21 protein-coding genes are annotated in these 26,286 nt (G+C 48.8%); 7 read left to right on the forward strand and 14 right to left on the reverse strand.

Translation table 11 applies throughout. The features are described 5' to 3' along the window. Positions 1-243: 243 nt before the first annotated feature. Positions 244-693, forward strand: coding sequence for a hypothetical protein (locus B160_RS0112445; RefSeq protein ID WP_018628249.1), 450 nt, complete (start codon positions 244-246; stop codon positions 691-693). Positions 694-772: 79 nt separating this feature from the next. On the opposite strand, the gene B160_RS0112450 is transcribed toward B160_RS0112445, so the two are convergent. The 9 genes from B160_RS0112450 to B160_RS0112490 all read right to left on the reverse strand — a co-directional run bounded on the left by B160_RS0112450 (position 773) and on the right by B160_RS0112490 (position 12,059). Next, positions 773-1,777, reverse strand: a complete 1,005-nt coding sequence (locus B160_RS0112450) for a DUF5007 domain-containing protein (RefSeq protein ID WP_018628250.1) — start codon at positions 1,775-1,777, stop codon at positions 773-775. Between the two features lie 20 nt (positions 1,778-1,797). Next, positions 1,798-2,502: a fasciclin domain-containing protein gene (locus B160_RS30625; protein WP_018628251.1), complete on the reverse strand. Its 705-nt coding sequence runs from the start codon at positions 2,500-2,502 to the stop codon at positions 1,798-1,800. Between the two features lie 16 nt (positions 2,503-2,518). Further along, positions 2,519-3,988, reverse strand: a complete 1,470-nt coding sequence (locus B160_RS0112460; RefSeq protein ID WP_018628252.1) for a RagB/SusD family nutrient uptake outer membrane protein — start codon at positions 3,986-3,988, stop codon at positions 2,519-2,521. Between the two features lie 21 nt (positions 3,989-4,009). After that, positions 4,010-7,177 (reverse strand): SusC/RagA family TonB-linked outer membrane protein, encoded by a 3,168-nt coding sequence (locus B160_RS0112465; protein WP_018628253.1) that lies wholly within the window; start codon positions 7,175-7,177, stop codon positions 4,010-4,012. Positions 7,178-7,582: 405 nt separating this feature from the next. Continuing rightward, positions 7,583-8,848, reverse strand: a complete 1,266-nt coding sequence (locus B160_RS0112470) for a DUF2851 family protein (RefSeq protein ID WP_018628254.1) — start codon at positions 8,846-8,848, stop codon at positions 7,583-7,585. 163 nt (positions 8,849-9,011) lie between these two features. Next, positions 9,012-9,617, reverse strand: a complete 606-nt coding sequence (locus tag B160_RS0112475; RefSeq protein ID WP_018628255.1) for a Maf family protein — start codon at positions 9,615-9,617, stop codon at positions 9,012-9,014. A gap of 4 nt (positions 9,618-9,621) precedes the next feature. Further along, positions 9,622-10,563 carry a geranylgeranylglycerol-phosphate geranylgeranyltransferase gene (locus B160_RS0112480; protein ID WP_281163367.1) on the reverse strand — a complete coding sequence of 314 codons (942 nt, stop codon included), beginning with the start codon at positions 10,561-10,563 and terminating at the stop codon, positions 9,622-9,624. A 1-nt stretch (position 10,564) separates the two neighbouring features. Further along, positions 10,565-11,086, reverse strand: a complete 522-nt coding sequence (locus B160_RS0112485) for a KdsC family phosphatase (RefSeq protein WP_018628257.1) — start codon at positions 11,084-11,086, stop codon at positions 10,565-10,567. A gap of 163 nt (positions 11,087-11,249) precedes the next feature. After that, a complete protein-coding gene (locus B160_RS0112490; RefSeq protein ID WP_018628258.1) occupies positions 11,250-12,059 on the reverse strand; it encodes a Rossmann-like and DUF2520 domain-containing protein in 810 nt (269 codons plus the stop codon). Between B160_RS0112490 and B160_RS0112495 the strand changes: the two genes are divergently transcribed. The 4 genes from B160_RS0112495 to B160_RS0112515 all read left to right on the forward strand — a co-directional run bounded on the left by B160_RS0112495 (position 12,058) and on the right by B160_RS0112515 (position 18,444). Continuing rightward, on the forward strand, positions 12,058-12,903 hold the full coding sequence (locus B160_RS0112495) for an alpha/beta hydrolase (protein ID WP_018628259.1): 846 nt from the start codon (positions 12,058-12,060) through the stop codon (positions 12,901-12,903). The two genes, B160_RS0112490 and B160_RS0112495, sit on opposite strands and share 2 nt — an antisense overlap. A gap of 190 nt (positions 12,904-13,093) precedes the next feature. After that, complete coding sequence (gene topA / locus B160_RS0112500) at positions 13,094-15,673, forward strand: type I DNA topoisomerase (RefSeq protein WP_018628260.1); 2,580 nt, start codon at positions 13,094-13,096, stop codon at positions 15,671-15,673. A gap of 157 nt (positions 15,674-15,830) precedes the next feature. After that, on the forward strand, positions 15,831-17,822 hold the full coding sequence (locus B160_RS0112510) for a tetratricopeptide repeat-containing sensor histidine kinase (RefSeq protein WP_157558037.1): 1,992 nt from the start codon (positions 15,831-15,833) through the stop codon (positions 17,820-17,822). After that, the gene (locus B160_RS0112515) at positions 17,809-18,444 is read left to right on the forward strand and encodes a response regulator (protein WP_018628262.1); all 636 of its coding nucleotides are present in this window, start codon (positions 17,809-17,811) and stop codon (positions 18,442-18,444) included. Before B160_RS0112510 ends, B160_RS0112515 begins: the two co-directional genes overlap by 14 nt. 197 nt (positions 18,445-18,641) lie before the next feature. Here B160_RS0112515 and B160_RS0112520 read toward each other — a convergent pair whose 3' ends face one another. From B160_RS0112520 to B160_RS0112535, 4 genes are all read right to left on the reverse strand, one after another. Beyond that, positions 18,642-19,583, reverse strand: a complete 942-nt coding sequence (locus B160_RS0112520) for an NAD-dependent epimerase/dehydratase family protein (protein WP_018628263.1) — start codon at positions 19,581-19,583, stop codon at positions 18,642-18,644. A gap of 61 nt (positions 19,584-19,644) precedes the next feature. Beyond that, the gene (locus B160_RS0112525; RefSeq protein WP_040679829.1) at positions 19,645-20,232 is read right to left on the reverse strand and encodes a Crp/Fnr family transcriptional regulator; all 588 of its coding nucleotides are present in this window, start codon (positions 20,230-20,232) and stop codon (positions 19,645-19,647) included. Between the two features lie 186 nt (positions 20,233-20,418). Continuing rightward, positions 20,419-21,501, reverse strand: coding sequence for a 3-phosphoserine/phosphohydroxythreonine transaminase (gene serC / locus B160_RS0112530; RefSeq protein WP_018628265.1), 1,083 nt, complete (start codon positions 21,499-21,501; stop codon positions 20,419-20,421). A gap of 148 nt (positions 21,502-21,649) precedes the next feature. Then, the gene (locus B160_RS0112535; RefSeq protein WP_018628266.1) at positions 21,650-21,895 is read right to left on the reverse strand and encodes a hypothetical protein; all 246 of its coding nucleotides are present in this window, start codon (positions 21,893-21,895) and stop codon (positions 21,650-21,652) included. 161 nt (positions 21,896-22,056) lie between these two features. On the opposite strand from B160_RS0112535, the gene B160_RS0112540 reads away from it, so the two are divergent. Continuing rightward, positions 22,057-22,509: a SufE family protein gene (locus tag B160_RS0112540; RefSeq protein ID WP_018628267.1), complete on the forward strand. Its 453-nt coding sequence runs from the start codon at positions 22,057-22,059 to the stop codon at positions 22,507-22,509. Between the two features lie 217 nt (positions 22,510-22,726). Continuing rightward, positions 22,727-23,485, forward strand: coding sequence for a class I SAM-dependent methyltransferase (locus B160_RS0112545; protein ID WP_018628268.1), 759 nt, complete (start codon positions 22,727-22,729; stop codon positions 23,483-23,485). On the opposite strand, the gene B160_RS0112550 is transcribed toward B160_RS0112545, so the two are convergent. Next, a complete protein-coding gene (locus B160_RS0112550; protein WP_018628269.1) occupies positions 23,482-26,001 on the reverse strand; it encodes a phosphocholine-specific phospholipase C in 2,520 nt (839 codons plus the stop codon). The genes B160_RS0112545 and B160_RS0112550 overlap by 4 nt on opposite strands. Positions 26,002-26,286 lie beyond the last annotated feature (285 nt).

The raw sequence follows: 26,286 nt of genomic DNA on the forward strand, positions 1-26,286 counted from the left end.
GAAGCGAGTTTTTTTTAAAGGGCACTCAAGCCCCTTAGCATCCAGGAATTTCTCAAACTCCTTGTAAAAATCATCGCATCTAACGAAGATTTCTACTAACTTTATATCTGTCATTAGTTCAGCATTTAGATTGTAGTTTTTGTTTCAATTACAAATTTAAAGCTGAACTTTTGTTTTTAGTACAATATCCAACCCTAATATATTAATAACTAAACGCTTAATTGCCGAACTCACGTTATTTTAATGATGCTGGCAGGCGGAATGGCCGCTACCCAACCGATCAGTGCCCAGGTAAATATCCGTGTAAACATCGGTACTCAGCCACAATGGGGTCCTTACGGCTACAACCAGGCGCGCTATTATTACCTTCCGGAGATCAACGTCTATTATGATGTATATAACCGGACCTATATTTACCAGGATCGGCGGAGCTGGGTTACCACCCGCAACCTGCCCCGCCAGTACGGGAATATCAATCTCTACAATACCTATAAAGTAGTGATCAACGATAAAAATCCCTGGCGCGATAACACGGTTCATCAAAACCGGTATAACCGCTACCGGAACAATCACACACAGGTATCCATAAGAGACTATGCGTACCGGGGCAACAAACGGGAAAAAAACGTATACGAAAATGACCGCCGCAATCGCAACTATGCGCAGGACCGGAGTAACAAAAGGCGCTATTAAGCCGGTTGCCGGATTTTAAAAAAGAATAGTGGGCTGTACCGCGATGCCGGTACGGCCCTTTTCTATTGGAACACCGGTATTACCGGTGGCTTATCCTGCGCATGGTAAAAGTGACCTGGTAGGTTCCGGGAACATAGGCCCTGAAGGAGAACCGGGGATTTGCATTCCATGCATCTTTGGGATAGGCTGCCTGATCATCATAATTAAAATATTGTGCCGGTATCCGGTAGTAAAGATTAAAACCGTTTCCAAGAGAATTCAGCGGGAATGGGATCGTAACATAAACAAACTCCATGCGATCATTAAAGATGCTTGTCTTAAATGCATAGTCCTCAAAATTCTGCAAATTGGGTGGCACGGGATTCAGGCCGGTATTGGGGCGTTTGGCCACCTCGCCTGCTGCCGGGTTAAACACCACACCGTTCTTATCCACAAATTTCAGGATCACTTTGTTATCGGTAAGATTCAGGTGCTCGATCTTTACATCAAGATCGGCAGCGCTTGTCAGGTTGACTCCGGTTCCCTCATCCCCCACTTTACTCATTCTCAGATAAGGGGCCGAAGGAGTTTCAAAAGCCGGAGCATCCACCAGGTCGAAATTACCGATCCTCGGGTACACTTTTGATCCGGCCCCGTTTGTTATTCGCAAATCAAAAGTATAGCCCCCCGAAGGCAGATCCAGTGTGCCGTAGTTCGACTCCAGCTGACCGCTGACCTCATTGATCGCAAGCGGCGCCAGCATCACTTCTTTCTGTTTTGCTGCTATGGCCTCCATCGTTGTATCCGTTTTGGGATCCAGGATCCCCGTCCAGATCTTCATGGGTACTTTTTTTGCAAAAAGCGCATCTACGTTCTCTCCGGTGGTCCGGTTATAAATATGCACCAATTCTATTTTTGCCGGTTTGCTGGAACCGTCGAAATTCAGCGCGGAACTGACGCGGAGCTGTCCTTTGTTGATCAGGATCGGATCTTCCTCATAACGGAGCGTGGTGCTCAGAAAACCATCGGGGAGCTTTTTACATGCTGCAAGCCCGGAAACCAGCACGAATGCGGCTATGAATATTGTAAAAAATGTTCTGCTCATTTTTAATTGTTTATAGATGATTAAGGCTGGCGGAAAAACAATATATGATCATTATTCAATACCTGGATCATGCCGGTATTCGTTTCGATACCCGAAGTTTGAACCCGCTCTCTTCTGCCCTGCTCCGGCGTAATATCGGTGGCCACGATCGGCGGTGATAACGGTGCGTAGAGCGGGGTGTAATAAACAATACGCGGATTGGTGGAAACATTGCTATTCCCCCCAAGTTTATCATAATCCGGGTGATCGGGTTTTATTTCTTCGTAAGATACCACTGTCTGAGATCCTGCTTTTTCGGTGGGCATCATCGAGCCGTTATTGGTAAGGTTCCCGTAACTCAATTTCTGATCCACGATATAGGTCTTCAGCGAGTCGGCAAATTTGGGCAATTCATATTTCATCATGGAATCCAGGGTCCATTTCCTGTTCTCATTTATTTCCTGTTCCTGCCGGGTTCTCGAATCCAGGTACTTCAGGATGGAATAGTCCGTCGGGGCAAAAAAAGTAATACCATTCTTATTCACCAGATCTTTAAGTCCAGCCTGATCTAACAGCAAAAGCAGGGTATCAAACAGGCCATCAGGACGATTCTTTAAAAAATCGTAAGTGGTCATATCGAATTTTGCATTATGCACTGACCCTCCGGTAAGGTACGCATCGCGTTTACAGGAAGCCAGTAATGCAAGCCCTGTACAGGTAATAGCTATTATAAATATCTTTTTCATATTATTCGATTTATGATCAATGATTCTTCCACCATTCATTTTGCGTTAACAATGCATTTTGCGGCAGTAAAATACGCATGGCAAGCGGCCAATAATACCCTTTTGCCTTTACACGTTCCGGTGTGAAGGGATCCGGGAGTGTTTGAGCATAGTCGGGATTGGTAAGTTTCATCCGTATATTATCAAAGGCCAGGCTGCCTTCGCCATAGAGTTCCCTTGCACGCTCATCAAATACCGTTTCCATACTGCAGGAGGCATTATCTGCCAGCGGTGTTGCCTGCGCCCTGTTCCGGATATCATTGATTTCTTTACGCGCCTCTGCCACCTGGTTCAGTTTCACGCAGGCTTCCGCTTTTAAAAGTTTTATATCTGCCAGGCGGAACAATACGAGGTTATTATCGATGACGTATTCATCCGGCCGGTTGGGATCAAAATGGTTCACGCCGGTATATTTGCTTAACATCACGCCCCCCTGTCCGTTTGTAAAGATCTTTGCATAACGCTGATCGTTCTCGTCACCGAAGAGCTCGTCCGCATAGTCCGTATTTACCGCCCAGGAACTATTGTTTCCTTTATTTACAATGGGATTAAACAGGAAAATATTGAAAAAGTCTTTTTGAGCTTCATTGTTCCCTTTATCATATTTCAGGAATACTTCAAAAATGGTCTCGCCTGATTGTGCGTCCCAGATATTTGTATAAGTATCGATGGGTTCCAGGGTATATCCCCCCTTACTGATCACTTCATCGCAGTACTTCTCCGCATTTTCATAATCATGTTTCCATGCATAAATATGCGCCAGCAGCGCCCAGGCCGCATTTTTGTCTGCATAAACCGGGTTGTCGCTTTTGGGTGGTAAAAGATCTGCTGCTTTCAAGAGATCCTCTATACAATAGCCGAGCGTTTCTTCATCCGTTGACCTTGGAACCGGAGGCACATTCAACGGGTCTACAACCGAATGCCTGGTTACGACGGGCTCACCCCAAATACGTAACATATAAAAATAAGTAAGCGCCCTTAAGAAATATCCTTCACCCAGCAGCTGCTTCTTTTGATCGGCCCCACCCTCAAATTTTGAATCATCAATATTCGGAGTGTTTTCAACGATCAGATGGCACTGATTGATCACCCCGTAAAAACTCGTCCAGTTGGATACCGGCTCAATATAAGGCGTATAAGCATAGTTATTCTGCCCGTCAATAGAAAGCGCCTCAAAATTCCAGAAATCGCTCCCTCTCAAAAATTCGGATGTTACAAAATCGCCTACAATAAAATGAAGACGGCTTGCAGTGATCGCATCCCGGAAAAGCCCGCTTGCACCGGCCAGCGCTTTCTCCACATTTGCTCCGGAAGCCCAAAACACTTTATCATAAGTGGAATCTTCCGGCTTCAGGTAAAGGTACTTTTTACAGGAAGGCAGTAAGACCAGGAAAAGGAGTCCCAGTACAATCGTCCTGCGTGGTATCATTTTAAAATGGATGTTCATAACTGGAAAGTATTTTTATTATTAGAAAGTAAGTTCAAAACCTAAAGTATATTTCCGCGGCAGCGGGTATGCAGAGCCGGTATATTCGCCCTGCGGGGTTACAAGCTCTGCATCCGGCACATTCGATTTCTGAAAGGAATAAATATTGTCGATGATCGCAAAGATTCTCCCGTTTTTAAAACCGATGCGTTGTACGGTTTCTGCCGGTACCGTATATCCCAGTGTGACCGAACGTATTTTAAAATAATTTCCGTTGTCATTCCACATCGTGGAAAATGGCAGGAACTGATAAAAATTGGGACCATACGGACTGATGCTGGGAAAATTGGCTTTATAATTGGGATCCATCGCCTTCGCAGGTGTCCAGTAATCTCTTCCCGTAAGATCCGGCAGGCGGAACCGTGCAAAATCATAGATCGTGTTCCCAAAATTCCATACTCCGGCAAACTGGTTGGCATCAAAATTATTGATGATATCTCTTCCAAACGTGTAGGTACACTGAATGGCTACAAAGAACTGTTTAAAGGTAAACTGGTTATAAATCCCTCCGGTAAACCTGGGGTTGGGATCTCCCGTCGGCACCAGATCACCATACTGCTCTCCCTTGTCTTCATCACTCCATACATCCCAGTCTTTATTTACATCAATCCAGTAGGGGTACCCGGGTTGCACCGGGTAATTACCTTTAAAATAAGTCAGCCGCTGGCCGGTGTACGGATTCACCGGTATTTCCGGATCCCGGTTATACACCCCGTTGTATTGCATTTGCGCCCAACCGTAAATGGGTGCACCTACAGAATAGATCAGTGACTGGTTATAGTTTCTCGAATCACCAAAAAATGAACGGTTCCCGTTGGGCAATGCCGCGATCCTGTTTTTGTTATAGCTGAAGACAATGTTCGTTTCCCATTGTAAAGCGCTTTGAGGACCCAGATTCTTGGTATTCAGGTTCAGCTCTATCCCCTCGTTCAGGATCCTTACCGGGGCATTGTATACGACCGTTGTATAACCGGTAAAAAAGGGGAACGGAAAGCTCAGGATGGGGTTGGTATTGTACTTGCGATAGGCATCAGCGGTTAAGTTGATCCTGCTGTCAAACATAGAAAGATTCAACCCGATATTTGTCTGGTTGGATTTGTTCCAGGTCAGGTTGGGAAGGGTGATCGGTTTTTTAAAAGAAGGGGTAGCCTGTACAATACCATTATAGGTACCTCTGTCCAGGTCCCATATATTAAAGGGGGCATAAAAATCTGACGGGGACTCGCCCGAAAGACCATAGCTGCCTCTTATTTTTAACTGGTTGATCCATTCTATATTTTTCATGAACGGTTCGTCAGAAATAATATATCCCAGCGAAATGGCGGGGAAATACCCCCATTTTGTATTATCACCAAACCGGGAGGAAGCGTTTGCTGCCAGGGAAAGGTTCAACAGGTACCGTTCCCTGAAATCATAGGAGAACTGTGCCAGGTAAGACAGGAGGCCGGCTTTCTGTTCATAGGAGCTTCCGTACAGATCGTTTTGCGGAATACCGAATACAGCTTTGATATTGTCATCCGGCACGTTGTATCCCCCCAGCACACTGCCCGATTTTTGATCCAGCTGGAACTGCTGTGTAGCAACGATACCCAGGTTATGCGTACGCTCGCCAAAAGACTTGGTATAACCGAGCGTATTGGTAAGCTGATAGCTCTCAAATACGCCATTCCTGCTTTCAGCAAAAGAGCGTCCGTCCGCAGCAATGGAAGATGGCTGAAAACGGTCGCGCTTATCGTTTGCGTTGGAGTAGGCTCCCAAAAAGGTGTATTCGAGCCCTTCCAGAATTTTGTAGTTTGTTTGCAGCGACAGGCTCAGTTGATCGGTTTGGTTTTTGTCTTTCAGATTGTCAAACTGTCCGAAATAAAAGTTACGATCGGTTTCACTGATCGGATAAAAGGATGCCGGCATCTGCGTAGGACTAATGGGCAATACGTCATCTTTTCCTTTGCCAAGCCCCCTCTTCCTGTTGAGCCGGGATGCTGAGAAATTAAAATTGGTCGTTATTTTAGGACTAAAATGGAACCCCAGATTTCCCCGCAGCGCATATTTTGTAATACCCGTTTGCCGGACGATGCCGTCCTCATTATAAAAATTGGCGCTCACCCGGTAATTGTATTTTTCAGTACCCTGTGATACGCTCAGATCAGCGTTATCGATCTTCCCCCGGTTGTAAAAGATCTCCTGCCAGTCGGTAGCATTGTTAAAAGAAGGGTTCAGACTATCGGCAAGCATTTGAGGGATGGTTGCTTTTTGAGCATAGCTGCCGTAAGCATTGATCAGGTCCATTTTTTGCCTGCGTTCTTCTGCACCGATGGCGGTGGGCAACAATTTCGGTCTTTCAACAAGCCCCCGGTAGTAAGAAGCTCTTACGAGCGGCGTTTTGGATTTTCCTTTTTTGGTTTTGATCACGATCACTCCATTAGCGCCCCGCGCACCCCATACGGCGGTGGCCGCAGCGTCTTTTTGTACGCTGAGGCTTTCGATATCTGCAAGGCTGAGTCCCGCCAGAAGGTTAGTACCGCTGGAACTGATGCTTTCCATATCGGTAACAGACATGGGCACGCCATCAATTACGTACAAAGGCGTGCTCATTGTTCTTGCCGCATCAAATTCGTCCGTATTCAGGTTGGTCATAATGGTGGAATTCCCACGGACAGTAAATGTATTCCGGACGCCGGGCTCACCGCTAAAGTTTTGAATATTCACCCCCGACACCTTGCCCTGTAGCAGCTGATCAAAACTGGGACCGGGAAGATTTTCTATATCCCGGCCGGAGATCACCTGCACAGCACTGGTTGTTTTTTTTAAGGACTGTGCCTGATATCCTACCACCACTACGTTGTCCAGACTGGACTCGGCTGCCGGCAACAGCTTTATGAGCAGTTCCACCCCCGCATCAGCCGTTAATTTCTGGCTGGCAAACCCAACCAGGCTCGCTTCTATTTTTGCACTCTTTTCAGAAATAGAAAGTGAAAATCGCCCCAGGCTGTCCGCCAGCGTCCCTTTCTTCGTTGCCACGTCTATAATGCTCGTATTTGGCAAGGGCGCCCCGGAGGTATCGGTAACCACTCCCGAGATCAGGTGCTGATCTTGCGCCTTTCCCAGAATGCAAAACAGCAGGAACAGGCAACCGGTAAAAACTTTTTTCATGTAAATATATTAAGTAGTATGACCAAAAAATACAGCCTTAGATCAATCGTCATTCCGTGCCGGAATATTCAGCTTTGCGCCCCTGATCCGGGCGACTTGGTTTGATCCGGTTTACTTGAGTATGCTCTGCAATTCCGAACAGGGGAAGGACCAGAGCGTCTATAACGTTTTCGTAACTTCGGGGTACATCAACAAACAATGCGTCTATGCCAAACACTACCTCTTAGTGATCCTTTAACAAGATTACTACATTCACCCAGAATTTCTTTAAAAAAAATCTGTTTTTTAAGCGCAATCGTTTGCACATTTATCTGTAAGCCAGGATCTGGAACAGTGCAACCGTTTGCACATAATGATGATCATTTTTACCCTTGTGCTTCACCTCTATCCCTGGTCGGCTGGTGTTTATTTTTCTCTTTTCAGCAGGTAATTTCCCACCGAACAATAAAGGCATTTGCGCTGATCACAATACCGGCTCTTTAGTTCAATAAAGGCCTGCGAATCCATGGCAGACCGGCTCATCAAGCCCAGGCGTTCAAATCCCCTTGTAATGCTATTCTTTTCAGGCGGTGTTTCTTCCAGCCAGCGGATGGCCTTTTCCTTCAGGGCGTGCCGGTCATACATATTGCCATAAGCAAAGAGCAGCGGTGCAATGGTATTGATGATGATACTGTCGATCATGTAGGGCCCGATCGATTTTATTTTTAGCGCGCTTTGTCCGTCCAGGGTATAATGATAATGCCAGAAATCATTGGCCTCGGCCTTGAACCACCGCCGCACGTTTTCCAATGATTCTTCCTCGATGATCCTGGAGAACAGATGGGCCGAAGAAGCAATCACAGCAGCTAGCTGTGCCAGGCGCACTGTTGGAAAACTGCCGGGGCGCATCCGTAAAAAATGAACGGAATGCACCACCGGCCGCAGCGTATATTTTCTTTGGAGAAACCGGTACTCCCGCTGAAGCATTACCGGGTAAGGATCTTCAAAAGTACCGTTGAGCAAGCCCGCTTGTCCCAATAGCAATGCCTCCAGCTGCTGTATCTGTTTTTTATGCCTTGTCAGCAGTTTCAGCGGGATACTCTTTGCCAGGGCTTCAAATGCGTCTGCGTTCACCGGCAGTCCAAAATTTTTTGCCAGCAGCCACCAAAAACTTTCCTCCCAGTGAAGGTGATTGGTTTCAAGATAATCTTCCACCACGGCTCCTTTCCGGATCAGGCGTTCTGCCACCAGCCGGCTCTTCCACACATTGAGCGTGATCTGCGGAACTGCCGCGATCAGCTTTTCACAGGGGATGAAGGACCGGGCGTTGCAAAGTTGTTCATACCGGTTCAGCAGGTTTCTTGAGATCAGCGTTTTCAGTTCAACAACGGGCAGGGCTGCCGCCGGAACCGCCTGGTCATCTTCATATACTACGTGAAGGATCACTTTGCGGTAATTGCGGTCGTGCTGATGGCAATGCCGGTCCCAGTCTGAAGTTTTCAGATGCAGTTCTACAGAGCCGGCCCAGAGTGTATTGCCGATGCGTATGCGCGCATGTTCAAAATCCGGACCCTGATTCCGGTTCAACATGCCAACGTTCAATACCTGTACAGGGGTTCCTTCTGTTGTTGTTAAAGATCGTGCATTGAAATATTGGAACTGCCAAATGTATTGGAGTAGCTGTTCGTTCATGAGGTTGCTGTTTTTCAGGTTATCAAATGCTCATTCGCCTTCCAATGTTGTTTCCTTAAAACCGCAGATGCGCAGATTTGGTACAGGCTTTAATAGTACTCAAATACCGCAGAGAAGGCGCCGCAGGCGCTGTCAGCGTATCCGCGGCAATCATAAACATCGCTTAAGGAAACGGCATTGATCCGTCTTCTGCGAGCAGGTACTGCAATTTACGGATTTCCTGCAATATTCTGCTCACCGGCAACCCCATTACATTATAAAAATCCCCGTTGATCTTTTTGATGCCGGTAACGCCGATCCATTCCTGTATGGCATAGGAGCCGGCCTTGTCAAAAGGCTGATAGTGGTCGATATAATACGTGATCTGCCGGGTGGTCAACGGATAAAAGGTAACTTCTGTTGTATCTGAGAACAGGATCTCCTGCCGGCCCTTTACCAGCGCTACGCCGGTGATTACCTGGTGGGTGCGGCCCTGCAGCCGGGTCAGCATGTCAATGGCGTCCTCCCTGCTCCGTGGCTTGCCGATCACCCCATCTTTTAGCGCAACAATAGTGTCTGCCGCAAGAATGATCCGGCCTTCTTCCACCTCCTCCCATACGGCCATTGCCTTTCTTCTGGCCACATCGGCAACGGCGGCATGCAGGTCCAGCGCAGGGTCAAAACGCTCATCTGTTTCCCGTACCAGAACATCGAACGGAACGGCTGCCCATTCCAGTATCTGCTTACGGCGCGGGGACGAGGAGGCAAGAACAATGCGGTTGCTGGTCATAAAATTACAAATAAAAATAAAAAATGCCCATCGACAGGATGCCGGTCAGCATGAGGCCTTTGGTTACCATACTTAAATAGTGGTATTCACCTGGCGTGTTTGCAGCAACCAGCTTCCGGAGCAGATAGGCTGCCGGCACAATGATGAGCAGTACACAATACACAACGCCCGGCCACCAGCCCAGCTGCAGGATATAAAACTGAACTACAAGCAAAAGCGCTATCAATAAAGTAAGCCATACGGCAACATATACTTTGGTGGCATTCACGCCCCATGCGATCGGCATGGTATTGCAGCCGTACTTCTGATCGCCGGCGATGTCCTCCACATCTTTTATTGCTTCGCGTACCAGCGAAATAATAAAGGCAAATCCTGCATACAATACCGCAAACCGGAAAAGCTTCAGCTGGCCGGTATGTCCGCCTCCGAAGGCATCGGAGAACGAGAACTTGGAAAGAAAAATGATCATGATCGTCCAGGCCGTCAGCAGCGAGATGACGATATTCCCGATCAGGATCTCCTTTTTAAATTTTACCGAGTAAAACCAGAGCAGCAATACGCAGGCGATATTGGCCACCACCAGGTACCAGCGGGAAAAAGGATTTACTGCAATGGCCGTCAGCAATATCCCCAGCACGCTCAGCACCAGATGCCAGACCAGCGCCCACCGGCGGTTGATGTATTTGCCGATGATCATTTTCTGCGGCTTGTTGATCCGGTCGATATTCATATCGAAATAATCGTTGATGATGTTTCCCCCCGCTGCTATAAATACAGAGGCCAGCATGAGGAGCAGGAACTGGAACAGATCCCCTTCGGGCACCAGTCCGCGGTAAACAGGGAGGTAAATACAATACTGAAACATCACCTGCGTCAGCGCAATAAAAATAAGATTCGGGTAACGCACCAATTTGAAAAATGCCGCTATCTTCATCCGGTTGTTAATTTTAAGTAGAAGCGATCAGGGATTCATTGCCCCAATGACCATTACTGCGCAATACTTTTTCGATCACCTCCCGCACACAACCGCGGCCGCCATTGAAACCGGAAATAAACCGTGCTTTCTGCTGCACCTCACTCACCGCGTCGGCCGGGCATGCCGGCAGCCCCACAACATCAAATACCGGCAGGTCCGGTACGTCGTCTCCCATAAATAACACTTCATCCGGGTCCAGATTACGGTCATTCATCAGTTGCAGAACAAACCCTTTCTTATCCCGGATCTCAAAGTGTACTTCCCGGATCCCCAACCGGTTCAAACGCTGCTGCACGGCCGAGGGCGCCGACCCGGAGACCACCACAATGCTGTAGTCCAGCGTCAGGGCCAGCTGCAAAGCATACCCGTCTTTTACATTCATCACCCGGGCCATTTCACCGCTTTCCAGTATCAGCAGGTCGCCGTTCGTAAGCACTCCGTCCACATCAAAAATAAACACCTTTATTTTCTGGAAACGCTGCAACAGGTTCATTCTATACTCGTTTTATTAAAGCTGATGCAAATGTATTGGATTCAACTGAATCGCCGAGTTTTCTGCGTTGCGATTTGAGAATCGGGTGATCAGTTGTAAGCGATCAGCTGTCAGCTTTCAGCCTTCAGACAGATTTCAGCAGCTAACGTTTATTTTTAACGCATTACATCCGGTATTTTTCAGGAACCGAATGCTTCATCAGCGCATCGGTCAGGAAATTGTATACCGCAAGATGCTCGGAGTACGCCTTCAAAAGCTCCTGGTGCCGCCGGATCGTATCCAGATCTTTCCGGATGGCAGGTCCCGTTTGCATGCCGGCCGGTGATTCATGATCCAGGCGCTTCACTGTGTTTTGCACCAGCGGCAGCAATTCCTGAAAGGCGATCCCCTCCTTTTTACAGAAGGATTCTGCCAGGTCAAATAAATAGTTGGTAAAATTACTGGCGAATACGGCCGCTACGTGCAGTTTTGACCGCTTATCCAGATCCGCAGTATGTACCGGGCTGCCGGTAATGGAGGCTGCCAGCTGATCCAATATATTTTTTGTGTAGGCATCAGCACCTTCTGTATAGATCATCAGCTCGGGGAGCCGATCCTGCTCCTTTCGCATACTTTGCAGCGGATAAAAAACGCCGTAATGCTCTGTCGCCGCCTTTAGGATCTCCATAGGCACCGCCGCTGCTGTATGCGCCACAATTTTACCGTTCAACCGCAGATCTCCCGCCAGGGCGCCAATGGCGGAATCGGCTATGGCGATCAGATAAACATCGCCCGTCTTTGTTATCAGGCTTGTATAATTGGTCGATTCTGTATTCCACTCATACGCCAGCTCAGAGGCAGCCGCAGCGTTGCGTCCATAGATCTGTATGATCTCATGACCGGCTTTCAGCAGTTTCCTTCCCAGCACAGCCGCCACATTTCCGGACCCGATAATAACAATGTTCATAATATAGATACCTTTGTTTTCGCGCATGAAATTACAAAATTTTATAAAGGAGCTCTTTAAGGTCCGTATCCGGCTGCTGGCGCTGGTTTCAAAAGAACGCGCCGGAAATACCACCTTCCGCATCTTTTGCACACCCCTGGGCAAGGCGGGTTATTCCCTTACACCGGTGCTGCGATCGGCCGAACAGCTCGCGCACACTTTTCAGGGGCAGCAGCTGAAAGGATACCGCTGGAACAATGGTGCCGGGCGAAAGCTCCTCATTGCCCATGGTTTCCGATCGCACACACAACGTTTTGAGCACCTCATTCCCCTGCTTGTTGAAAAAGGTTACGAGGTTGTTGCCTTTGATGCCCCGGCGCATGGGCTGAGCAGCGGCAGACAGATCAATGCGGTTGACTATACCAGGCTGATATCAGAACTGACTGTTCAGTACGGGCCCTTTGATGCCTATATCGGTCATTCGTTCGGAGGATTGGCAATTGCCCTGGCCACCGCCGAGCTGCCGGAAAACGCATCCGTAAAGATCGTTCTGTTTGCTCCCGCAGCCGATACGGCAGGGCTGGCAACCGTTTTTTTAAAGGAAATGCAGGTTACAGACCCCGGGGTCCGGCAGCACTTTTATAATAATGTGGTCCGGATCAGCGGCCGGGGGCTGGACTGGTTTACGATCCGGCGGTGCCTCCCTGCCCTGAAAAGTGCCGTTCTCTGGATCCACGATACGCAGGACCCGGTAACCCCGGTGAGCGAAGCGCTGGAAATACAACGCCTGGCGCCTTCCAATATCCGTTTTATATTTACCGAAGGGCTTGGACACAGCAGGGTCTACCGGAATGAGTCCGTCTTAAAAGAAGTGGCCGGCTTTCTTTCCTGACCATGGTACCATGTTTGCGGCAACCGGATCCGGGTCATAATAAAATAGTAACAGGGACATAATTCAATGAAAAGCAGGGGATAAAACCAGGCACTGGTGGCTGCCGGGGGGTAAAAATTGAGGGGATTTAAAAAAAAAATTCTAATCTTGCCCAAAATTTGGTAACAAAAGCGTTGTTCAGAAAAGAATTATGGCGAAGAATTTATTGATCGTTGAGAGCCCGGCAAAGGCAAAAACCATTGAGAAGTTTTTAGGCAAGGATTTCCAGGTAAAGAGCAGTTTCGGGCACATCCGTGATCTTGAGAAGGCCGGAATGGGGATCGATATCGAAAAACAGTTCCATCCGCGCTATGTGGTGTCGGAGGGAAAGGAAAAAGTGGTACGCGATCTCAAACAGCTTGCCTCAAAAAGCGAAGAAGTGTGGCTGGCAACGGATGAGGACCGTGAAGGTGAGGCCATCAGCTGGCATTTATGTGAGGTGCTGGGACTGGACCCGAAGACCACCAAGCGGATCGTGTTCAACGAGATCACCAAACCTGCCATACAACAAGCAGTAGCGGCCCCCCGCCATGTAGATATGAACCTCGTGGATGCCCAGCAGGCCCGCAGGATACTGGACCGCATCGTTGGATTTGAACTGAGCCCCGTGCTCTGGAGAAAAATAAGCGTTAAGAACAACCTGAGCGCCGGAAGGGTTCAGAGTGTGGCCGTACGGCTGATCGCAGAACGGGAACGGGAGATCAACGCTTTTGAAGCACAGAGCAGCTTCAAGATCGTTGCCATTTTTACGGCTACGGATAACAATGGCAAAAAAATATCTTTTAAAGCGGAAGGTGCCAAATTCAATACGGCAGAAGATGCCGAAAAGTTCCTGCAGTCCTGCGTAAATGCGGATTATACCGTTAAAGACATACAGGTAAAACCAGGAAAGCGCAGCCCCGCCCCACCCTTTACCACCTCGACCCTGCAGCAGGAAGCCAGCAGGAAATTTGGTTACAGCGTAAGCAGGACCATGCAGATCGCGCAGCAATTGTATGAGAACGGGCACATCACCTATATGCGTACAGACAGTGTGAACCTGAGCAATACGGCGCTTTCGGATCTTACCAACACGATAAAGAGCATGTATGGTGAGCCCTATCATCAGTTTCGCCGGTTTAAGAATAAGAACGAGAACGCCCAGGAAGCGCACGAGGCCATCCGCCCTACCTATATGAGCAACAGCACTGTTGAAAATGCAGACTGGAAGCGGCTTTATGACCTGATCTGGAAACGTACCATGGCCTCCCAGATGGCGGATGCACAGCTGGAAAAGACCACGGCAAAAATTGAGATCTCGACCAACAAAGAAGAACTGTCCGCTACCGGAGAAGTGGTGAAATTTGACGGGTTCCTGAAGCTTTACCGGGAAGACCGTGATGACGAAGACATCCAGGAAGATGAACTGCAGGAAGGCATGCTGCCCCCTTTGACCACCGGGCAAAAGCTTCCCCTGGTCGAAATGACCGGTACGGAACGGTTTACCCGTCCCTCTCCCCGCTACACCGAAGCCTCTCTCGTAAAAAAGCTGGAGGAACTGGGTATCGGCCGGCCTTCCACCTATGCACCCACAATATCAACCATCCTGAAGCGGGAATATGTTGAAAAGCGCGACAAGGAAGGTATCGAGCGCAAATACCGCACGATCATCTTAAGAGACAATCAGCTTGCCAAAAAAGAAAATGCAGAGATCACCGGAGCAGAAAAGTCGAAGCTTTTCCCAACCGATCTCGGGCTGGTGGTAACCGATTTCCTCAAACAGTACTTTGAGGATATTATGGACTATGGCTTTACCGCCAAGATCGAAGAAGAATTTGATGAGATCGCCAACGGCAAACTGCCCTGGAACAAGCTCATCGACGACTTCTACCATCCGTTTAAAGGAGACGTGGAAAATACGATTGAAACCGCAGAACGCATCAAGGGAGAACGCGAGCTGGGAATTGAGGACGCTACCGGGAAACCGGTCATTGCGCGCATGGGCCGTTTTGGCCCCATGATCCAGATCGGGAACGCGGAAGATGAGGAAAAACCCCGGTTTGCCACGCTGCGCAAAGGACAAAGTATCGAAACCATAACCTTTGCCGAGGCCATGGACCTCTTCAAACTGCCCGTAACATTGGGCACCTACGAAGACAAAGAAGTTTCTGTAAACGTAGGCCGCTTTGGCCCCTATGTAAAATGGGGGGAGGATTTTATTTCCATTCCGCGTACGGAAGACCCTCTGTCCGTGGATATGGAGCGCGCCATTGCGCTGATCAGCGAGAAACAGGCTGCAGATGCGCCCATAGCCCAGTTCGACGGAAAGCCGGTAACCCGGGGTAAAGGTCGTTTTGGCCCCTATATTAAGTGGAACGACCTTTTCATCAATGTGCCCCGCCGCTACGATTTTGAAAATCTTTCACAGAGCGATGTTGACGAACTGATCAAAACCAAGGTCGAAAAAGAAGCCAACCGGTACATCCGGCAATGGCCGGAGGAAAAGATTGCGCTGGAAAACGGCCGCTGGGGCGCTTTTATCCGTTTTGGCAAAAAAATGGTGAAGCTTGGACGAAAAGAAGACGGAACAAAATATGCGCCCGAAGAAGTAGCCCAGCTGGACGTGGCAATTGTAAAAAAAATGATCGAGGCTGAACTTCCGGGAGCATTCAGCAAACCCGCTAAAAAAACAGCAGCCAAAAAAGCCCCCGCAAAAAAGAAAGCCGCGGCCAAAAAGGCCTCTAAAAAATAAATAAACCAGCATCGGATAATAAAAGCAGCAGGCGATACGCCGGCTGCTTTTTCTTTTCAGGCCACAGAAACCCCATTTTTTGCCTTTTTACCTACCTGTTTTTCGGTATATTTCGGTGAGCGTTCAGCCAAAATGAAATATTTTTTTATTTTGCCTCATGCGATACCTGTTACTACTCCTTGTATGCAGCCTGACAGCCCCGGAAATACCAGGGCAATCGATGCTGGGCTATGCCGGCTATGCCGACAGCCTGCAAGGATTGTTGCGCCACTCCAAAGATGACAGCACCACAGCCCGGCTCAATTATTTCTTATCCGATTACTGGAGCTATACGGACACGGCAAAAGCAGCATTTTATCTGAGGGAAGGGAAAAAATACAGCAGGAACAGCTCCTATTTACAGGCCCTGGCTGTTTTTTACGAAGCGCTGCTCCTGCATGATTTTCAAATGGAGCAGGCAGCAAAAAAATACCGGCAATCAGAAAAGCTGCTTGAACCGGTACCGCTTCAGGAAGCCCTCGTTTACCGGGCAAGGGCCTGGCGGAACTATGGCACCCTGCAACAGCGGAAGGACAATGAAAAGGAAATGGTAGCGGTCATATTGAACCACGCCATCCCGCTTGTCCGGAAGGCCGGCGACCGGGAGCGCGAAGGCAGCTACTATAACGATGTAGGCATGGTGTATATGAACCAGCTGATGCACTCCAAAGCGGAAACTTTTTTCAAAAAGGGACTGTCATTGCTGAGAAAAGCACAACCAAAACCCGAAACAATGATCCTGGCGCTGGATAACCAGGCAAAGAATTTCTGCTATATGGACAGTATGCAATATGCCCGGCCTCTGCTCGACGAAATGGAGGTCCTGCTCAGACCCTATCCCGGGTCCGAATACAACATCGATTATGCGCTGACCAGAAGCATCTATTACCGGAAGACGGGGAACCCGAAAGCCGCGTTGAAAAGCCTGCGGGCTGGCATCCCGCTTGCACAAAAACTGAAACAGCACCGCCTGGAAAATTCCCTGCGATTCCAGGTGTACAAGGTATATACGGCAATGGGAAAATACAGGTCTGCCCTGGGTGCCCTGCAAACCGTTATCAGAAACAAGCAATATACCTTTATGGAGGACGAGGTGATGCATGCGTTCGAAATGTCTGCGACCTATGACCATCTGAACGATATACCCCACGCTTACGAGTGGCTGAAAAAATACAGCGTTCTGCGCGACACCATGTATCTGCGGAACCTGAAGGCTGGTATTTCGGACATGGAAACAAAATTCAATACGGCCGAAAAAGAAAAAGAGATTGCGCTGCTCCAGGCAGAAAATAAAGAAACAGCGCTCAAAGCCAAAAACTCGCGGCTGAGCACCCTGGTCCTGATCGTTATCTGCATCACCATTTTTATCGTGCTGCTGTTTGTGACCATCACTTACAGAACATTCAAAAGACTGGCAGCCCAGCGGGAACAGAACTACCGGCAGCGATTAAAAGAAATGGAGCAGCAGCGGCAGATCATGACCACCGAGGCCATGCTGGAAGGCGAGGAACGGGAAAGAAGACGTGTAGCGCGGGATCTTCACGACGGTCTGGGCGGAATGCTTGCCGGAATAAAGCTCAAATTGTCCAGTCATGCCAGCAGCCAGGACCACCCGGTGCAGAATGGTCAGCCGGAGCTGCATACCATCATTGATCAGCTGGACAAATCGGTAACGGAGTTAAGACGGATCGCCCGGAATATGATGCCGGAAAGCCTTATCCGGTTTGGATTACAAACGGCGCTCAAAGACCTCTGTGCATCGCTGATGACACGGGAAACGCATATTAGTTTTACGGCATTTGACATTGATGAGCGCATGGAGCTTTCCATACAGGTGGTCATCTACCGCATCATACAGGAAGCGCTGGCCAATGCTATCCGGCATTCGGGGGCAAAGAATATCATGGTACAATGCAGCCAGGAAGAGCACCGCTTTTATATAACAGTGGAGGACGACGGGATTGGCTTCAACAGCCAGACTGAAGGGAAAAAAGGGATCGGGCTGATCAATATTGAAAACAGGGTGAAATACCTGAATGGCAAAATAGACGTGGTGTCGGCAGCCAATGAAGGTACAACCATAAATATGGAATTATATGTTGCAGCATGATCAACTGGTTCTTGCCATTGTAGACGATCATCCTATTGTAATTGAAGGGCTGAAAAACCTGCTGGCTTCCGCAACGGGCTTCGACATTGTAAGCTTTACGACAGGATCCGATTTCCTGAATTATCTGAAAACCAATGGAGCCGACGTAGTACTGCTGGACATTGTGTTACCGGACGCTAACGGGCTCGAACTTTGCCGGGATATAAAAAAGAAATATCCCGACATCACCATCCTGGCGATCAGCAACCAGGCGGAACGCAGCATCATCCAGCAAATGCTGCAAAACGGGGCCAGCGGCTACCTGCTCAAAAATGCTTCGGCGGATGAGTTGCTCGACTGCATCGAAAAAGGCATGAAAGGAGAAACAGCCCTCAGCAAAGAAGCAAAAGATATCCTGTCTGGTCCGGCAACAAACGACTGGAACAGCATTCCCTCGCTGACAAAGCGCGAAAAAGAGATCCTCAGGCTGATCTCAGAAGGGCTTTCCAGCACTGATATTGCAGACAAGCTATACCTGAGCCAGCTGACCGTTGAAACCCACCGCAGGAATATCATACAAAAATTTCAGACCAACAATATGTTCTCTGTTATCAAGCTGGCCATGGAGCATAAGATCATTTAAGCAGACTATTGACCGGACACACAAACCCCTTCTTTTCCGGGTCTCCTGAAAGGGGCCCGGAAAATGAATCAATGCTCCTTTCCCGCCCCCAAAAAACTCCGACAAAGATTATTAAACTTCGTTGCTTGCCAGAACACCAAAGACCAGCGCGCCTTCACATGAAATCAAATACTAATTACTGCCGCGTCCGCCGCACCTCAGCTTCGCTGCGTGCTATAAGAATCACTGTTGACCGTTTGCCGGATCCCCTCATGATAGCTGGTAGGCTCAAACCCGAATGCCTGTATGAATTTTGAGCTGTCAAAATAATAATCCTGGTTGTTCTGGTATTGCATTTCTCCAAGCTCTTTGATCGTACGGGAAAACAATCCACCCAAAGCAAGCAGGAACGGTGACAGCACAAAATACCGGGGCCTTACCCGCAGCTGCTGTGCAGCCAGCCCGATCAGCTGTTTACCGGTAAGCCGTTCTTCAGATGTAGGCAGATGCCATACCTGTCCGTATGCGGAGTCGGTATTGCCCAGCAGGGCCGTGGCCTTTGCCGCATCCGGCGTATAGGTCAGGGAATGTACCTTATGGGCGTCCGTTTGCCAGTTGGCGCTCCGTCCCTTTTTCAGGTTGTTCAGCACCAACAGGTTCAATATCCCGTTCCGTGCACCGGGGCCATAAAAATCGGCACTGCGGGCTATGATATAGCGCAGTTCTTTTGTTTCTGCCGCCGTTTCCAGCATCCGGACCAGCTTTGCCCGTACCCTGCCCTTTCTGGAAGGTGGATCGGTACGGCTTCCCTCGTTCATAAAAGGGATCTCTTTTTTTGCATAGACATATACATTATCGAAAAACACCAGCTTGCATTGGTGTTGCACACAGGCCCCGATTACATTTTCCATGATCCGCGGCCATTGCTGTTCCCAAACGACGGCGTTGTATGGCAACCCTGCCGTTAAATACACCACCTCGCTGCCCCGCACAGCCTGATTCACAAAAGCAGGATCCAGCAGATCACCCGCTAAAAGCAGATCTTCCGCGTTCACTTTTTCGGGAGTGCGCCCGGCCAGCCGTACCTCGTCTGTATAAGACCGCAACGCTGTTGCAAGCAATTTTCCGATATCACCGCCGGCTCCTAAAATGGTTTGCATGATTATTTGTTTTTATACCTGCAAACCTACCCCGGTCCTTCAACGTAAACGATGATCTGTGTTAAGATTTTTGAACCGCCATCATGCGTTTCCGGATGCGGCTCAGGCTTTCGGGTGCGATGCCCAGGTATTGGGCTATATAGCGCTGCGGTACGCGCTGGAACAACAGGGGCTTGTCGCGCAGCAGGTCGCTGAATTGTTTTTCCGGCGAAAGGGACAGCAACGATTTGGTGCGGCGGATATTTTCTGCTGCTACGTGCTCCACGACAATCCTGAAAAACTCTGCCGTTGCGGGAGATGTATGAAGCGCCGTTGCCAGATCTGTACAGGCGATCGCCATACAGGTTGTGGGCTCAAGGGCCACGATGGACGTAGCTGACCGAGCTTTCCGGGAAAAGCTTTCGAGATCGGTGATGAACTCCTGTTCCATTGAAAAATTGCAGGTGCGCTCCTGTCCCTCTTCATTGAAGAAATATTGGCGGGTGGCCCCTTTCATGATAAAAAACACTTCATGGGCAACATGGCCTTCCTCAAGCAAGACCGCTCCCCTTTTGTATTTTTTTTCGGAAAAAAAAGAGAGGAAATAATCAGCTTCCGCATCAGGAAAAGCGGTAAACCTGCGTACCGTGGCGATCAGTGGGTGCAACATACCGTAAAGATAAAAAATAAAGCCTTTCCGCTCCGAACAGAAAGCGGCCTCTCCAAAATTGCGGCCCCCGGTCATACAGCTACACCGGAGGGTTTTATGCGTCTATCACCCGTAACAACCTCAAGATCCGAACAAAGGGACAAATGTCAAAATGCAGCAGACCGATACTTCTTTTTCAGATCATCGTTATTGATGCGCCAGCTCAAACTGCTTCATAAAATCCACCAGCTTCTGAACCGTTTCCAGCGGGGTTGCATTATAAATGCTGGCCCGCATACCACCGGTAGTACGATGCCCTTTCAGGTTCACAAACCCCGCAGCTGCCGCATCTTTCAGGAACTGGTCGTCCAGTGCATGCTCTTTCGTAATAAAAGGGATATTCATAATGGAGCGGTTTTCCCGGGCGGCAGTGCCGCTGAACAATGCCGAATTATCGATGAACTCGTACAGCAGCTTTGCTTTTTCGATGTTCACCTGCGCAATGGCATCTACCCCGCCCTGTTCCTTTAGCCACTCATAAACCAATTTACACAAATAAATGCCATAGGTAGGTGGCGTGTTGAACATGGAACCATTGTCCGCATGATTCTTATAGTTCATCATGGCCGGGGTAAAATCCATTGCATTACCCAGCAGGTCTTCCCTTACAATAACCACGCATACGCCCGCTGCACCCATATTTTTTTGAGCACCGGCATAAATCAATCCGAATTTCCGTACATCGTAATATTTAGACAGGATATCGGATGACATATCGCCTACCAGAGGAACATTTCCGGTATCGGGCAACTCATTGAACCGGGTACCATAGATGGTATTATTGGTCGTAATATGAAAATAATCCGCATCCGGAGTAAAGGTTGCCGGATCCAGTGCAGGGATATAGTTATAGGTTTTATCCTTTGAGCTGGCCACCACCTGAACGGTTCCATAACGGGACGCTTCTTTGATGGCCTTATCGGACCAAACACCGGTATTTACATAGTCCGCCTTTCTATTCCGGTTCATCAGGTTCAGGGGCACCATTGCAAACTGGCTGGAAGCGCCTCCCTGTAAGAACAACACCTTATAGTTGTCCGGTACCTGCATCAGCTCGCGGAACAGCTGCTCCGCTGATTCGATGATGGCCATATAATCCTTCGATCGGTGACTCATTTCCATTACGGACATTCCGGTATGGTTATAATTCAATAACTCCTTTTGTGCGCGCAACAGCACCGCCTCCGGTAATGCACAAGGCCCGGCCGAAAAATTGTAGACTCTTTCCATTCTGAAAACTGGTTTTTTTTATCAATGAGGATGCAAAATTAGCAAGAACCCCGCATCCTGCTGAAAGCTTTAATTAAATTCTAATAATAAACAGGTCTGTTGACTTTTTTTCAATAAAAGAGGGGATTTGATCCGGATATTTGCTCTTTTAACAGGAGCAGTCGATCTTAAAAACCCCATTCACCGCAACGATCTGCGCCACATCAAGAACACTGCCGTTATCCAGCACCAGGAACTTACCTTCTTGCTTTTCAAGGATTTCCCTGATCATCCCTTCCGCCCTTTCCCAGCCGCCAATGTCCGACAAAATGGAAACTTTCCGGTTTGCTGCCCGGTGTCCTTTCAGGAGGTCCAGGAAGCTCTCCGTATTGTCCAAAGTGCATTTATAGTCCATAAAGATGCTTTATTCACAAAGGTAATCATTTCCGAAGTCATTCATACCCAATAGGTTTACTCCCTGTTTGTATTTTTTTTTCACACATATACTATTCAGGGGCATTTCAGCGTTTTATGTATAGCCGATCATATTACCAATATCTTTAAACTACCCATCACATGGATATAAACAAAATGCAGGATAAAATAATCGCCGAATTTGAGAACCTGGCCACAGTGGTCAATAAGTTTTCTTATTTCCGGCATTTAAAGATGATATCCAATGGTAGCCACCCGATGGATGATACCGACAGGAGCGATGAGAACCTGGTAACAGGCTGCCGTAAAAAAGTGTGGGTGACCGCTTATAAAGAGGACGACCGGATTTATTTTAAGGCGGACAGTGATCATGGTATTACCCGCGGACTGGTGAACCTGCTGCTGAAAGTATATTCCGGGCACACGGTTTCCGCGATCACCAATGCCGACCTGTATTTTTTACACGAGATCAAGCTATTCCATTACCTGGGGGCTTCCTGGGCGCGCGATTTCCTTTCTGTGGTGCAGCGGATCAAATCGCTGGCCATCGTACAGCATCTTAATACCGCCCCCGAAACACGGGCAGGCGCATAAATTTATAGCCGCCGGTCCGCTGATTAATCTTCTCTGTTATTTGATCTGCGTATCTGCGGCTTACTATTTGCACAAAATAGACCAACTACAAACGGGTGTTCTATTACCGCTAACTCGCTGATTACTTCCCTTACCACTTGATCTGCGCAGCCGCCACTCCCTCTCTTGAAGCCGGCGGGGTAGCCGGGTATCCCGGATAGATCTTATATTTGCGCCCATGCAAAGCAGTACCCTGCGTTTTAGCAACCGCGTGGAGGATTACGTAAAGTACCGCCCCCACTATCCGCCAGAGATCGTTCCGGAGCTTGAACGGCAATCCCTGTTGGCACCCGGAATGAAAATTGCAGATATCGGCTCCGGCACAGGCATTTCTTCTGAACTGTTTTTACAAAAAGGCTATCCGGTCTGGGGGGTGGAACCCAACCGGGAAATGCGCCTGAAAAGCAAGGAACTGCTCCAGGCTTATCCGGGCTTCAATGCGGTCAACGGCACGGCGGAGGCCACTACCCTTCCCGGTCAGCATGTAGGGCTGATCGTAGCCGGCCAGGCCTTTCACTGGTTCAACAGGGAACAGTGCCGCAGCGAATTTGAGCGTATTCTAAAACCTGGTGGTGCAGTGGTGCTCATCTGGAATGAGCGGCTGACATCGACCCCGTTTGAAAAAGCATATGAGCAGCTGATCATCGATCACAGCAACCACTACCTGAAGGTCGATCACCGGAACACCGGCGAGGCAGCCATTGAGCAGTTCTTTGCGCCCAAAGAGGTAACATTGACCGTTTTTGATAACCAGCAGGTTTTTACTTATGAAGGACTTGAAGGACGTTTGCTGTCGTCTTCTTATATGCCCGTAAAGGGAGGCGCAGGCTACGGGGAGATGGTCGCCGATCTGAAAAAATTATTCCACGCGTTCCAGACCGGCAATCAGATCACCATTCATTACAGTACAAAGATGTACGGATGCAGGCTTACCTAAACCATCCGGCCCATAAAGGGATCTGTGATGCTTTCTTTTGTTGTTTCGACCCGGCCTGCATAGCGCTTTTCAAAGCTGCTGTTGCCATTGATCTTTACGCTAAAATCGTACCAGCCGTTACTTTTTGACAGGTTCAGCACCAGCTGCTGGCTCCCCTGCACCTCTTTGCGCAGGTCCGGATTCTTATATGCGTGATCGATAATCGTTATGGATAGCGGCCGGCCGGTCTTCAACTGCAATAACAGGTTGCCGGTGGGCAGATCCCCCTTCAGCTCATAACTACATTCCACCAATAGATCCGGGTCCTGTCTGTTGCCGCTGAAAGAGCGGAAGAAACCGTTGGGCCCGTGTATCCGTAAATGATAGTCGCCCTTATCAAAGCTCTTTACCGGCCATTCATAATGAAGCGTATCACCTGCTCTTACGGCAAAGGACCAGTTCCGGCAAACCGATGCGGCTTCTTTACCATCATCAAAAAGTACGGGGGCATATGCGGTAAAGGGCGCTCCCTGTGCTGTTTTGCCAAATACCTTGTTGCCCGCCCTGAATGAAACCTCCAATCCGGATTTGTCTTTCGAAAGATTGCCGTCCACATACAGTTCGTAAGGAATGGAGGGAGATGGCCGGGTCCCTTTCTCCTGTTGCGGCATAGAGATGGGATATCCCTTGCCACTGGTCACCAGCCGGATGTCCTGATCAGAAAGCAGATGAAAGCCTCCGGGGTCTTTTTTGAACTGTGCATTATAAATCGTTTCCACGAACTGGTCGCGGTTCAGGAACGGCAGCTGGTGTGCGCCGGCCCCGTTAAAGGGACTGAACGCTGCGGTAAGGTCTCCGCAAATGGTTCTTCTCCATTCGCTGATATTGTCTATACGGATGTTCTTATTGTATTTCCGGTTGACAAATTCTTCGAGGAATTGCAAGGTTGAGGTATGATCAAACAACTGCGAGCAAACCCGGCCACCCCTGGTCCAGGGAGATGCGATCACCAGGGGAACCCGGAATCCCAGTCCTATGGCGGCTTCCCGTGCCTGTTTTGGAGTGATGCCCTGCTTCAGTTCATATTCGAGGCGTACATATTCCACTTCCGTATCAATACCGGCACTGCATTTACCCGTTCCGGGCTTGTTATTGTCGGCAATGGAGAACGGCGGCACATGATCGTAGTAGCCGTCGTTTTCGTCATAAGTCATGATAAAGATCGTTTTCTTCCAGACCTCCGGATTTTTTGTAAGGATGTCGAGGATCTCGGAAACATACCAGGCGCCGTACCAGGGGGCGCTGGGATGATCAGAAAAATTCTGGGGGCCGGCCAGCCACGAAACGGTGGGCAGCTTTCCCCCGTCCACATCTTTGCGGAACTGGTGCAGGATATCTCCCGAAGGAATGGTCACCAACCGTTCGGTTCCGCCCTCACGGTATTTCAATTCAGAAACGGAGCGGTAGCCCGGGTCTCGCTTGTTATTTACAAAAGCGCTGTAAAAGAGTTCCTTTTGCTTGTCGGTCAGCTTTTTGAAACGGGCCTCGCTCCATTGCAGCAGCTCTGCCCGGGCATTGTCGAGCACTTCCTGTTTTTTATTAAGGGCCGCCTTTATTTTCCTGGCCGCCGCTTCGCTCGAGGGGCTTTCTTCCTGCAGCTTGTTGATCTCCCCCGGAAGCGTTTCTACCTGTTTCTTTAAATTCTCTATGTAGCGGGGGGTGTATTTTACGTTATAGGCCTTGAAAAACTCCAGCAGGTTACAGCCAAAGTTTGAGAGCCATGCGCGTTCCTGCCCTTTATAGCCGCCGCCGCAGGAAATATCATTTTGATAAAATTTCCATGGAATACCGTTTTCGGTAAGCAGTTCGGGAAAGGTTTTCCAGGTCATGCGGGCATGTGCAAAATTATCATTGCGGATGTTGTCCCGCGGATAGCCGTCATCGGTATCTCTTATCTTACCCGTCCAGAAAAACGAACGGTTAGGCGTGGTGCTGGTCATTGCAGAACAGAAATTCTGATCACAAACGGTAAAAGCATCTGCCAGGGCGTAGTTAAAGGGCAGGTCTTCACGGGTATAAAAGCCCATGGTAAGTGGCAGCCCCGAATATTTTTTATTGCCCGCCTTCTTTGAAGGCAGCCACCGGTCATATTTGCCGTTGTTGTACGCATCCACCTGGCTGGGACGTGAATGGGGCAGTGCTCCCGTCCAGGTAGCTTTGCTTTCCTTTATATTCAGCCGGAAGGGGCCGTAGGTATCTCCTTTCTCATTGGTCTGGAACCACACCGGTTTTTGATCCGGCAAGGTAATGGCGCGCGGGTCATTATAACCCCGCACCCCCTGCAGGGTGCCAAAACAGTGATCAAAGGAGCGGTTCTCCTGCATCAGGATCACGATGTGCTCCGCGTCTAAAAAGGTGCTTCCCGGCTTTGGGTCAATCGAAAGGGCTTTTAAGAGGGCTTCCGGTACGGCTGCTTTTACCCCTGCTGCACCGGACAGCAACATGGACTTTTTCAGGAATGCGCGTCTGTTATCCATTTAATCTATTTTTATAAATGAAGCAATTGTTTACAGTACCTGTCAAATATAGTTTAACAAGGCCCCGGGGCCAGATTAAAACATTGTTAACCGGTCCTATTCTTTTTTTGACGGCAGAAAATTAAGAAAGTTTAAATGAAAGAAAGATAAATAAACAAAATAAAAGCAATTAATATCCAGATTTGAGAATACATGTCGCATGCCCTTTAAAATACACGGTATTCATTTTATTAAAATGTGTAGCCTCCTAAATGGTTTTGGAGACATAAGCCCTGATCCGCGCCA

This window comes from Niabella aurantiaca DSM 17617, from assembly GCF_000374125.1.
Lineage (GTDB): Bacteria > Bacteroidota > Bacteroidia > Chitinophagales > Chitinophagaceae > Niabella > Niabella aurantiaca.

Coding starts and splice junctions, on each gene's coding strand:
- B160_RS0112445 (WP_018628249.1), top strand. CDS start 244: ATGATGCTGGCAGGCGGAATGGCCGCTACCCAACCGATCAGTGCCCAG.
- B160_RS0112450 (WP_018628250.1), bottom strand. CDS start 1,777: ATGAGCAGAACATTTTTTACAATATTCATAGCCGCATTCGTGCTGGTT.
- B160_RS30625 (WP_018628251.1), bottom strand. CDS start 2,502: ATGAAAAAGATATTTATAATAGCTATTACCTGTACAGGGCTTGCATTA.
- B160_RS0112460 (WP_018628252.1), bottom strand. CDS start 3,988: ATGAACATCCATTTTAAAATGATACCACGCAGGACGATTGTACTGGGA.
- B160_RS0112465 (WP_018628253.1), bottom strand. CDS start 7,177: ATGAAAAAAGTTTTTACCGGTTGCCTGTTCCTGCTGTTTTGCATTCTG.
- B160_RS0112470 (WP_018628254.1), bottom strand. CDS start 8,848: ATGAACGAACAGCTACTCCAATACATTTGGCAGTTCCAATATTTCAAT.
- B160_RS0112475 (WP_018628255.1), bottom strand. CDS start 9,617: ATGACCAGCAACCGCATTGTTCTTGCCTCCTCGTCCCCGCGCCGTAAG.
- B160_RS0112485 (WP_018628257.1), bottom strand. CDS start 11,086: ATGAACCTGTTGCAGCGTTTCCAGAAAATAAAGGTGTTTATTTTTGAT.
- B160_RS0112495 (WP_018628259.1), top strand. CDS start 12,058: ATGAAATTACAAAATTTTATAAAGGAGCTCTTTAAGGTCCGTATCCGG.
- B160_RS0112490 (WP_018628258.1), bottom strand. CDS start 12,059: ATGCGCGAAAACAAAGGTATCTATATTATGAACATTGTTATTATCGGG.
- topA (WP_018628260.1), top strand. CDS start 13,094: ATGGCGAAGAATTTATTGATCGTTGAGAGCCCGGCAAAGGCAAAAACC.
- B160_RS0112510 (WP_157558037.1), top strand. CDS start 15,831: ATGCGATACCTGTTACTACTCCTTGTATGCAGCCTGACAGCCCCGGAA.
- B160_RS0112515 (WP_018628262.1), top strand. CDS start 17,809: ATGTTGCAGCATGATCAACTGGTTCTTGCCATTGTAGACGATCATCCT.
- B160_RS0112520 (WP_018628263.1), bottom strand. CDS start 19,583: ATGCAAACCATTTTAGGAGCCGGCGGTGATATCGGAAAATTGCTTGCA.
- B160_RS0112525 (WP_040679829.1), bottom strand. CDS start 20,232: ATGTTGCACCCACTGATCGCCACGGTACGCAGGTTTACCGCTTTTCCT.
- serC (WP_018628265.1), bottom strand. CDS start 21,501: ATGGAAAGAGTCTACAATTTTTCGGCCGGGCCTTGTGCATTACCGGAG.
- B160_RS0112535 (WP_018628266.1), bottom strand. CDS start 21,895: ATGGACTATAAATGCACTTTGGACAATACGGAGAGCTTCCTGGACCTC.
- B160_RS0112540 (WP_018628267.1), top strand. CDS start 22,057: ATGGATATAAACAAAATGCAGGATAAAATAATCGCCGAATTTGAGAAC.
- B160_RS0112545 (WP_018628268.1), top strand. CDS start 22,727: ATGCAAAGCAGTACCCTGCGTTTTAGCAACCGCGTGGAGGATTACGTA.
- B160_RS0112550 (WP_018628269.1), bottom strand. CDS start 26,001: ATGGATAACAGACGCGCATTCCTGAAAAAGTCCATGTTGCTGTCCGGT.